Raw genomic sequence first — 10486 nt, 5'->3', positions numbered from 1 at the left:
GCCGGGTGCTGCGACCCCGGGTGCCGGGGGCGGCCGGGCCCCGGAAGGGCGGCCACCGGCCCGGTCGGCCGCCGCGAGCGGCCTACGATCCGAGCCTAGTCGGGTGAGATGTGCCACACAATGGGAATATCGAAGCCGATCACGGACGCTGCGTGGCGCCCGAACTGTCGGACCCCGGGCGTACGGTTGATGTCATGGCGCTCGACATTCCCCGGCTCGACGGCCGCTTTGAGGTCATCAGCGAGTTCCAGCCGGCCGGTGACCAGCCGGCCGCCATCGACGACCTGGAGCGCCGGGTCCGGCGCGGCGACCGCAACACGGTGCTGCTCGGCGCGACCGGCACCGGCAAGAGCGCCACCACGGCGTGGCTGGTCGAGCGGCTGCAGCGGCCGACCCTGGTGCTCGCGCCCAACAAGACCCTCTGCGCCCAGCTGGCGAAGGAGTTCAGCGAGCTGCTCCCGCACAACGCGGTGGAGTATTTCGTCTCCTACTACGACTACTACCAGCCCGAGGCGTACATCCCGCAGACCGACACCTACATCGAGAAGGACTCCTCGATCAACGAGGAGGTCGAGCGGCTGCGGCACAAGGCCACCATGTCACTGCTCACCCGCCGCGACACGATCGTGGTGGCGACGGTCTCGGCGATCTACGGCCTGGGCACTCCGGAGGAATACCTCGAGCGGGCTGTGCGGGTCGCCGTCGGGCAGGAGCTCGACCGGGATCAGCTGCTGCGCCGGCTGGTCGACATCCAGTACACCCGCAACGACATGGCGTTCCAGCGGGGCACCTTCCGGGTCCGCGGCGACACGCTGGAGATCATCCCGGCGTACGAGGAGCTGGCGGTCCGGATCGAGCTCTTCGGCGACGAGGTGGAGAAGTTGTACTACCTCAACCCGCTCACCGGGGACGTGATCCGGGAGGTCGACCACCTGCTGATCTTTCCGGCCACGCACTACGCCGCCGGCCCCGAGCGGATGGAGCGGGCGATCCGCGACATCGAGACGGAGCTGGGGGAGCGGCTGGCGGAGCTGGAGCGGCAGGGCAAGCTGTTGGAGGCGCAGCGGCTGCGGATGCGCACCACCTACGACATCGAGATGATGCGCCAGGTCGGCTTCTGCTCCGGCATCGAGAACTACTCGATGCACATCGACGGCCGGCTCCCCGGCAGCCCGCCGCACTGCCTGCTCGACTACTTCCCGGACGACTTCCTCACCGTTGTCGACGAGTCGCACGTGACGATCCCGCAGATCGGCGGCATGTACGAGGGCGACGCGTCCCGCAAGCGGATGCTGATCGACCACGGCTTCCGGCTGCCGAGCGCGGCCGACAACCGGCCGCTGCGCTTCGACGAGTTTCTGGAGCGGGTCGGCCAGATGGTCTTCCTGTCGGCCACCCCCGGCCCGTGGGAGCTGGAGCAGGCCCAGGGCGAGTTCGTCGAGCAGGTCATCCGCCCGACGGGCCTGATCGACCCCGAGGTCATCGTGAAGCCGACGAAGGGGCAGATCGACGACCTGATGCACGAGATCAAGCTGCGCACGGAGCGCGACGAGCGGGTGCTGGTCACCACGCTGACCAAGAAGATGGCGGAGGACCTCTCCGACTACCTCCTGGAAAACGGCATCCGGGTGCGCTACCTGCACTCCGAGGTGGACACCCTGCGCCGGGTCGAGCTGCTCCGCGAGCTGCGCAAGGGCGACTACGACGTGCTCGTCGGCATCAACCTGCTCCGGGAGGGTCTCGACCTGCCCGAGGTGTCCCTGGTGGCGATCCTCGACGCCGACAAGGAAGGCTTCCTGCGTAGCGGCCGGTCGCTGATCCAGACCATCGGCCGCGCCGCCCGGAACGTCTCCGGTCAGGTGCACATGTACGCCGACAAGATCACCCCGTCGATGGCGGACGCGATCGAGGAGACCAACCGCCGCCGGGCGAAGCAGATCGCGCACAACGAGGCGCACGGGATCAGCCCCGAACCGCTGCGCAAGAAGATCCACGACATCCTCGACGACATCTACCGCGAGGCCGAGGACACGGACAACACCCGGGTCGGCGGGGCGGCGCGGCAGCTCTCCCGGGGCAAGGCGCCGGTCAAGGAGACCCGCAGCCGCAGCCGGGCGGCCGCCGCCACCGGCCCCTCCCGGGAGGGGATGGCCCGGGCGGACCTGGCCAACCTCATCCAGGAGCTCAACGACCAGATGCTGGCCGCCGCGCGGGAGCTGCAGTTCGAGCTGGCGGCCCGGATCCGGGACGAGGTCGCCGACCTGAAGAAGGAACTGCGCGGGATGGACGCCGCCGGCGTGAAGTGACGGACCGGTCGGGGATGGACGACGTACTCACCGGGGCGGTCGTCGGCCTGCCCGACCGGCCGTGACGAATCCCAGCCGGGCGACGACCATTTCGATTGCTCTGTGCGAGCAAGCTATTGCAGTCAGTGACGGTCCTGCGTACTCTCCGACGGTGGGGAGGCCGCGATGCCGTTGTCAGCAAGTCCTGTCGTCCGGCGGGCGCGCCTCGGCGCGGAACTCCGCCGGCTGCGCCGCCGGGCGTCACTCACCTTGGAGCAGGTCTGCGGCCGGCTCGGGTGGGCGTCCACGTCGAAGCTGTCCCGCATCGAGCTGGGTCAGAGCCGGCCGGATCTGGCCGACGTGCTGGACCTGCTCGACGTCTACCAGGTGCAACCCGACCAGCGGGAGGTGCTGATCGTCATCGCCCGGGACGCGGCGACCGGCCGCGGTTGGGCGAAGTCGCTGGGCGAGATGGGGGAGCGGCAGCGGGCGTACGCCGAGCTGGAGGCGGGCGCCGCGTGCATCGTCGAGTACCAGCCGGCCGTCGTGCCGGGTCTGCTCCAGACCCCGGCGTACGCGCACTTCCGGGTGGCCGCCGGGGCGCTGCTCTGCGCCGAGGTGGACGTGGCGGCCGACGTGCGGGCCCGGGCGGTCCGGCAGGAGGTGCTGCACCGGCCCGACCCCGCCCCGCTACACGGCGCTCCTCGACGAGGGCGCCTGCGACCCCGTCGGCACCCCGCTCGACGTGTGGCGGGAGCAGTTGCGGCAGCTGGTGGCCCTCGCCGACCGGCCGAACATCACCATCCGGCTGCTGTCCCGGGACGCGGCGCCGCACGGCGGCATCCACCCGCTGACCGGCTTCTCCCACTACTCGTTCCCCGACCCGGCGGATCCGCGCACGGTGATGGTGGAGACGCTCACCACCGACCTGCGCGTGGTGTCCGAGCCGGACATCGCCCGGTACGAGCGGATGGTCGACTGGCTGCTGGAGGCGGCGCTGCCGGCCGAGGAGACGGTGGCGCTGTTGGCCCGGCGGGCCGGCTGGCCGGAGGTGCCCGGGCCGCGCGTGCCGACCGACGACCCGGAGCTGGTCGGGCCGGCCGAGGGGTGACTCAGCGGTGGCGCTGGAAGCCGCCCTCGGAGTCGATGACCTGGCCGGTGATCCAGTCGGCGTCGGCGGAGCAGAGGAAGCGCACGAGGCGGGCGGCGTCCTCCGGGGTGCCCCAGCGGCCGCCGGGGAAGAGGCGCGCCACCCCGGCGAGTCGTTCGGGGTCGGCGTAGCCGGTGTCGGTGGGCCCGGGGTTGACGCAGTTCACCGTGATGCCCTTCGGCATGAGCAGCGGGGAGAGCTGGACGGTGAGGTTCTCCACGGCGGCCTTGCTGACCGCGTACGCCAGCTCGCCGGGCATCGGGCCGAGCCGCTGCCCGCTGGAGAACAGGACCAGCCGCCCGCCGCGCTCGACGGCGAAGGCGGCGGCGAACGCCTCGGCGAGCAGCAGCGTCGCCCGCACGTTGACCAGCAGGTGGCGGTCGATCTCGGCGGCGTCCAGGGTGCCCAGCGGGGTGTGCGTACTGTGCGCGTGCACCGCCACCACCGCGTCGAGGCGGCCGTGCCGGCGTACCGCCTCGGCGACCAGTTCGGCCGGTGCGGCCGGGTCGAGCAGGTCGGCGGGCAGGTAGCCGGTGTCACCGCCCAGCTCGGCGAGGAGCGCCGGCACCCCGTCCGGGTCGCCGCCGTAGGGCTGGGCGTCGTCGTACGCGGGCAGGCCGGTCAGCAGCAGTCGCCAGCCGTCGGCCGCGAGGGCGCGGGCGACGGCCGCGCCGATGCCGATCCGCCGGCTCACGCCGGTCACCAGGGCGATCCGTTCGCTCATGATCGAGACCCAACCGGGCGCGGCCGCGGGCCGCAACGGGTTATCGGCGCGCCGTCACCGGGCCCGGCGCCCCCGAGCCCGTCGGGACCGGTGGTCGGCGCGTCCGGCGCACGGTAACCGAGGGGTACGACAGCTCAGGCCGGAACGTCGGTGAAGTGCTCGACCAGCGGCGGACCGGCGAAGTGCGGGCCGATCAGGGCGCGCCACTGCTGGAAGCGCTCGGACTGCCGGAAGTTGACGTCGTGCGCCTCGACGGAGTCCCACTCGACCAGCAGCACGAACCGGGTCGGGGACTCGATGCCCCGGGTCATCCGGGCCGACCGGCACCCCGGGGTGTCGATGATGATCGGGTACGCCTGCGCGTACGCGGCGGCGAAATCGTCCTCGTGTCCCGGCGTTACGTCGATCAGCGCGACCTCAAGCACCATGACCGGAAGCCTCGCACGCCGCCGCCGGCGCGGGGCGTGCGGGTCCCGGACCACCACACCTAGCCTCCTAGGAAGCCCTAGCGAGAGTGCCTCTCGGCACGCCGAAAAGTGATCCGCTCGGCAATCCGGGCTCCCGGAGATGCGCCGATGCCCCTGGATGGTGAAGAATGGCGCCCGAGGAGGGGAGTATTCCCCCGCGATGGAGTCGTCAGCACGGACGACCGCCGGCCCCCCGGCGGCACGACCCGGCTCCGTCGGTCAGTGACCCTTCCCCGGGTCGGTGGCGGAAGAGACCTCCGACAGTCACCAGAGTCAGCGTCGACGCACCCCGGCCCTTCACTGGGCGTACGGTGTGCCCGACGCTGTGTGTCTGCCGGAGGATGGAATTGAACGTGTCCGGATTGGTGTGGGCCGGGACCCTCGTCGCACTGACAGCGGTCCTGCTCATCGACCTCTTCATCATCGGTCGCCGCCCGCACGAGCCCAGCGTCCGCGAGTCGAGCCTCTGGGTCGGCTTCTACGTCGGATTGGCCCTGCTCTTCGGCGCCGGGCTGTGGCTGACCAACGGGCCGAGCGTGGCGGGGCAGTTCTACACCGGCTGGCTCACCGAGTACAGCCTCTCGGTGGACAACCTCTTCGTCTTCGTGATCATCATGGCCCGCTTCGGCGTGCCGCGGAGGTACCAGCAGAAGGTGCTGCTCGTGGGCATCCTGCTGGCGCTCGTCATGCGGGGCGGTTTCATCGCCGCGGGCGCCGCGCTGATCTCCCAGTTCTCCTGGGTCTTCTACATCTTCGGGGCGTTCCTGATCTACACGGCGATCAACCTCGCGCGGCAGGGTGAGCCGGACGAGGACGAGTTCAGCGAGAATGTGCTGATCCGGTGGAGCCGCAAGGCGTTGCCGCTGTCGAAGAACTACGACGGCGCCAACCTGACCACCCGCGAGAACGGCCGGCGGATCTTCACCCCGATGCTGATCGTGATGATCGCGATCGGCACCACCGACCTGATCTTCGCCCTCGACTCGATCCCGGCGATCTTCGGCATCACCCAGGAGCCGTACCTGGTCTTCACCGCGAACGTCTTCGCGCTGATGGGCCTGCGGCAGCTCTACTTCCTGCTTGGTGGGCTGCTCGACCGGCTGATCTACCTGAGCTACGGCCTGGCCGTGGTGCTCGGCTTCATCGGGGTGAAGCTGGTGCTGGAGGCCCTGGCCGACAACACCCTGCCGTTCATCAACGGCGGCCAGCATGTCGCGTGGGCCCCGCACATCCCGATCTGGCTCTCGCTCCTGGTCATCCTCGGCACCCTCGCCGTGGCGACCGCGGCCAGCCTGATCAAGTCGTCCCGTGACCGGCGCCGCGAGCTGGCCGAGGCCCGTCACTGACCGGCACGTCGACGAAAGGGGCGCTCCCGTGGTCGGGAGCGCCCCTTGTCGCGTACGAGGTCAGAGGCGGTGCGCGCCGACCAGGGTGGCCACCCGGTCCGCGGACGGCGGTTCCTCCACCACCCGGCGCTGGACGTAGCAGGCGTGCAGCATCCGCCGGTCGTCGCCGTGCGGCTCGGTGCTGACGATGCCGACGTGGTGGATCCGGCGGCCGGGCCGGGCGAAGAAGTAGAGGTCGCCGGGGTGCTCGTCGCCGGGCGCCAGCGGGGTGGTCGTCGCGGCCTGGTCGTCGGCGTCGCGGGGGACGGTCACGCCGAACCGGCGCCAGGCCAGGTGGACCAGGCCCGAGCAGTCGATGCCGTGGCTGGAGAGCCCACCCCAGATGTAGACCAGGCCGCGGAGCCGGTCGGCGACGGCGAGGACCTCCTTGGCCTCGGGCCGCTCGGTGGGCAGCGGGACCAGGTTCGCCTCGGGCGCCCAGAGCGGGTCGGGCCGGCCCGGGGCGTACACCGGCTGCCACCCGTCCTCGGCCGGTCCCGCGCCGGTGAGGCGGGTGCCGAGGACGATCCCGGGCAGCACCGGCGCACCGCCCGGGGCGGCGTGCAGGGCGGTGACGGTGGCGTCCACGACCAGGACGGCCGGCGTCCCCGAGCCGGGTTCCGCCGGGGCGGCCGTCAGCTGTGCGGCGGGCAGCCAGCCGGGGTAGCCGCGGGGGTCCAGCTTCGGTGCCGGCTGCTCGACCGCGATCACCTGCGCCCAGCCGTCCGGCCGGAGCTCGGTGACCAGCACCCGCTCGCCGAGCAGCAGTTGGCTGAGCACGCAGTCGCCGACCTGCTGGTCGCGGTCCATGCCGGCGATCCAGGCGGGCACGTCGGGGTCGGTGGCCAGGGCGGGGCGGTCCACGGGCCGTACCGCCTCGGGAGAGGTCCAGAGGGTCGCCACCGGGACCCGGACGACGGCCTCGCGGCCCGGTTGCAGCTCCACGTCCACCCCTACCTCATGCGGCTGTCTCCGGCGACACTATGAAAAGTTCCTACGATCATCAACCACGAGTCTGCATCTTTGCTTCAGACACCGCGCTGACGCCCAGGCCGGGGGCGTCCGGGAGCACGACCGTCGCGCCGTCGTACCGAATTCCGCCGTGCACCGGCGACCAGGCGAGCCACCAGGCGGCGTCGAGATCCGACACCGCGGTGGTCCCGTACGCGGCGACGAGGCTGGCCGCGGCGCCCACGCCGACCTGGCTTTCCATCATGGAGCCCACGATCGTGCCGATGCCGTGCGCGGCCGCCAGGTCGAGCAGCGTACGGGCCGGGAGCAGCCCGCCGCACTTGGTCAGCTTGACGTTGACCATGTCGGCCGCCCGGCGGCGGATCACCTCCACCAGGTCACGGACGCCGAAGACCGACTCGTCGGCGAGGATCGGCAGGTCCACCCGGTCGCTCACCCAGGCCAACCCGTCCAGATCCCACCGGGCGACGGGCTGCTCCACCAGCTCCACGTCCAGCCCGGCGTCCTCGATGCCGCGGATGACCCGGACCGCCTCCCGCGGCGTCCAGCCCTGGTTGGCGTCCAACCGGATCCGCACCCCCGGGCCGACCGCGGACCGGACCGCGCGTACCCGGTCCAGGTCGCCGGCGGCGTCGGTGCCGACCTTGAGCTTCAGCACGCCGAACCCCTCCGCCCGGCGCTGCTTCGCGGCCGCGGCCAGGTCCACCGCGTCCCCAGCCGCGAGGGTCACGTCCGTCGGAACCCGCAGGGCCGTGCCGCCGAGCAGCCGGACCAGCGGTACGCCGAGCCGCCGGGCGGCCAGGTCGTGCAGGGCGACATCGACGGCGGCCTTGGCGGACTCGTTGCCGGCCACCGCCCGCTGCACCTCACCGCAGCGGGTCACCAGGTCGTCGGCGTTCCGCCTCGCGAGCGCCGGGGCGAGCACGTCCCGCACGCAGGCCTCGGCGCCGGCGATCGACGCGCCGGTCACCTGCCAGACCTGCGGCGCCTCGCCGAAACCGGACCGCCCGTCGTCGTCGACCACCTCCACGACGAGGGTGTCCACGGTGGTGGTCCGGCGCAGCGCGGTGACGAACGGGGTGTGTAAGGGGGCGGAAAGCCGGTGGGTGCGTACCGCGGCGATCGTCATGTCGGGCACCCTATATGCAGGTGGGCGCGAACAGGGGAGGCCGGATGTCGGAGCGGGACTGGGAACTGGTGGGCGCGCCGAACGCGCGTGACCTCGGCGGTCTGCTCGCCGCGGACGGGCGGCGGGTGCGGGCGGGCCGGTTGATCCGTACCGCGGCTCTGGGCCGGTTGACCGAGGAGGACCTGCCGGTGCTGGGCAAGCTCGCCCCGGCGTGCGTGGTCGACCTGCGGCACGCCTCGGAGCAAGAGGTCGCCCCGCCGGACCGGCTCGTCGGTGAGCCCCGGGTGGTGCACCTGCCGGTGTACGACCCGGCCCACCCGGTCTTCACGTACGTCTCGGCGGTGCTGCTCGGCCACGACCTGACCGCGTACGACGAGCTGGCCCGCGAGGGGATGCCGGCGGCGATGGCCGCCATCTACCGGTGGTTCGTCACCGGGGAGTCGGCCCGGGCCGGGTTCGCAGCGGCGGTACGGCTCGCGACGGAGGAGCGGAACCTGCCGCTGCTGTTCCACTGCTCCGCCGGCAAGGACCGCACCGGCTGGCTGGCGGTCGTCCTGCTCACCGCGCTCGGGGTGGACGAGGCCGCGATCCGGGCGGACTACCTGCGGCACAACGAGCTGACCGAGAGCCTGCGCGAGGTGCTGCTGGCCGCGATGACCCGGCGGCAGCCGCACCTCGACCCGGCGACCGCCCGGCCGCTGCTGGAGGTCCGGTCCGACTACCTGGACGCCGCGTACGACGAGGTGCGCCGGGTGCACGGGTCGTTCGGGGCGTACCTGCGCGACGGGCTGGGCGTGACCGACGAGCTGGTGGCCGCGCTGCGGGACAACCTGTTGGAGTGAGCGCCCCCTGCTCCGGCGGGTGCGCTCAGCCGGCCAGGCTGTGGCGGGCCTCCCAGACCCGGGCCGAGATGCGGGCGACCAGCCGGCAGGCGTCGTCGTCGGCCCCCTCGCCGCTCGGGCCGCCGTCGGCCAGGTCGGTGGTGGTGCACACGACGATCGCGTACGGCGGGGCGTCGTCCGGGAAGACCACCCCGGCGCCGTGCCGGACCCCGCGTACCCAGCCGTTCTTGTGCGCGATCCGGGTCCCCTCGGGCAGCCCCGCGGCCAAGTCCTCCCGGTGTTCCTGGGCGAGCAGCACGTCCAGCATCGCGGCGCAGCTTTCCGGGGAGGCGAGCGGACCGGGCCGTTGCACGCCCTCGGCCACCGCGGCGAGCAGGGCGGCCAGGTCGGCGGCGGTGACCAGGTTGGTGATGCCGGCGTCCCGGGCGGCGAAGTCCTCGATGCCCCGGCCGGTGACGCTGTGTCGGGCACCGCCGAGCCGCCACGCCTCGGCGACCGCGGGCAGGCCGACCTGACCGAGCACGACGTTGGTGGCGAGGTTGCTGGATCGGATGATCATCCGCTCGGCGAGCCAGCGCAGCGGTGCCGTGCCGCCGACCCGGTCCCAGACCGCGTCGTCGTTGTCATAGTGCTGGGCGCAGGCGAAGCGGGGCGCGTCGGGCCGGGCGGAGTCGAACGCGTTGCGCACCGGGATCGGGGCGTCCAGGTCGAGACGGCCCGCCTCGGCGGCGCGGTGCAGCGCAACGAGCACGGCGAGTTTCATGGTGCTGGCCGCGTAGTGGGTGGCGTCGGGCAACCGGGTCCAGGTCGGACCCGCGCCTAGCCGCCCCACGTACGCGGACACGGTGCCGGGCACCGTGTCCAGGTGGGCGTCCAGATCGTCCCAGGTCATGCCGGTGACCGTAGCCGATCATCGCGGCGCACGGGGCAGCGGTGGGCCGCCCGGCCGCCTAGCGTGCGGGTATGACGACCGCCGCGTACGACGCCATCGCCGACTGGTACGAGGACTACGTCACGAACACCGCGAGCGACTACAGCCGACGTGTCCAGGGTCTCCTGGCGCGGTTGCTCGGCACCGGTCCGGGGCGCTGCCTCGACCTGTGCTGCGGCACCGGCGCGCACGCCGCGGAGCTGCGCCGGCTGGGCTGGGACCCGGTGGGTGTCGACCTGTCGGCGGGGCAGCTCCGGCACGCCCGAGCCCGGCTGCCGGTGGCCCGGGCGGACGCGACCGCACTACCGCTGTCCGACGCGGCCGTGCCCGCCGTCAGCTGCGTGCTCGCGCACACCGACCTGCCCGACTACACGGCGGTGATCGCCGAGGCGGCCCGGGTCCTCGTCCCGGGCGGCCGGTTCGTCCATATCGGCGTGCACCCCTGCTTCACCGGCGCGTTCGCGGACCGGTCCGATCCCGAGCGGATCGTCGTCGACGGCGGGTACGCCGAGCGGGAGCGCAGCTTCCGGGCCTGGTCGCCGCACGGCGTCCGGGCCCGGGTGGGCGCCTGGCACCTGCCGCTGGCCGACCTGCTCAACGC

9 protein-coding genes and 1 pseudogene are annotated in these 10486 nt (G+C 72.6%); 5 read left to right on the top strand and 5 right to left on the bottom strand.

The genetic code is table 11. The features are described 5' to 3' along the window. Positions 1-194: 194 nt before the first annotated feature. Together uvrB and DKL51_RS36975 are read left to right on the top strand one after the other, a co-directional pair. On the top strand, positions 195-2306 hold the full coding sequence (uvrB, locus tag DKL51_RS26520; protein WP_109965934.1) for an excinuclease ABC subunit UvrB: 2112 nt from the start codon (positions 195-197) through the stop codon (positions 2304-2306). Between the two features lie 165 nt (positions 2307-2471). After that, positions 2472-3396: pseudogene (locus DKL51_RS36975) on the top strand (DUF5753 domain-containing protein). Position 3397: 1 nt separating this feature from the next. On the opposite strand, the gene DKL51_RS26510 reads toward DKL51_RS36975, so the two are convergent. Together DKL51_RS26510 and DKL51_RS26505 are read right to left on the bottom strand one after the other, a co-directional pair. Beyond that, entirely contained in the window at positions 3398-4159 is a 762-nt protein-coding gene (locus DKL51_RS26510) for an SDR family oxidoreductase (protein ID WP_109965936.1), read from the bottom strand. Positions 4160-4293: 134 nt separating this feature from the next. Continuing rightward, positions 4294-4587, bottom strand: coding sequence for an antibiotic biosynthesis monooxygenase family protein (locus tag DKL51_RS26505; protein ID WP_109942639.1), 294 nt, complete (start codon positions 4585-4587; stop codon positions 4294-4296). A gap of 386 nt (positions 4588-4973) precedes the next feature. Between DKL51_RS26505 and DKL51_RS26500 the strand changes: the two genes are divergently transcribed. After that, a complete protein-coding gene (locus tag DKL51_RS26500) occupies positions 4974-5972 on the top strand; it encodes a TerC family protein (protein WP_109942634.1) in 999 nt (332 codons plus the stop codon). A gap of 60 nt (positions 5973-6032) precedes the next feature. On the opposite strand, the gene DKL51_RS26495 is transcribed toward DKL51_RS26500, so the two are convergent. Together DKL51_RS26495 and DKL51_RS26490 are read right to left on the bottom strand one after the other, a co-directional pair. Then, complete coding sequence (locus DKL51_RS26495; RefSeq protein WP_109965935.1) at positions 6033-6956, bottom strand: C40 family peptidase; 924 nt, start codon at positions 6954-6956, stop codon at positions 6033-6035. Positions 6957-7014: 58 nt separating this feature from the next. Then, positions 7015-8112, bottom strand: coding sequence for a mandelate racemase/muconate lactonizing enzyme family protein (locus tag DKL51_RS26490; protein ID WP_109965933.1), 1098 nt, complete (start codon positions 8110-8112; stop codon positions 7015-7017). 44 nt (positions 8113-8156) lie between these two features. Between DKL51_RS26490 and DKL51_RS26485 the strand changes: the two genes are divergently transcribed. Beyond that, entirely contained in the window at positions 8157-8954 is a 798-nt protein-coding gene (locus tag DKL51_RS26485; protein WP_109965932.1) for a tyrosine-protein phosphatase, read from the top strand. 25 nt (positions 8955-8979) lie between these two features. Here the strand turns inward: DKL51_RS26485 and DKL51_RS26480 are convergent, their stop codons facing one another. Beyond that, complete coding sequence (locus DKL51_RS26480; protein WP_109965931.1) at positions 8980-9846, bottom strand: serine hydrolase; 867 nt, start codon at positions 9844-9846, stop codon at positions 8980-8982. 71 nt (positions 9847-9917) lie between these two features. Here DKL51_RS26480 and DKL51_RS26475 point away from each other — a divergent pair. Next, the coding region (locus DKL51_RS26475; protein WP_148097849.1) for a class I SAM-dependent methyltransferase at positions 9918-10486 on the top strand (569 nt) is incomplete at its 3' end.

The organism is Micromonospora globispora (assembly GCF_003857015.1).
Classification (GTDB): domain Bacteria; phylum Actinomycetota; class Actinomycetes; order Mycobacteriales; family Micromonosporaceae; genus Micromonospora; species Micromonospora globispora.
This window is presented reverse-complemented; position numbering and strand designations above follow the sequence as displayed.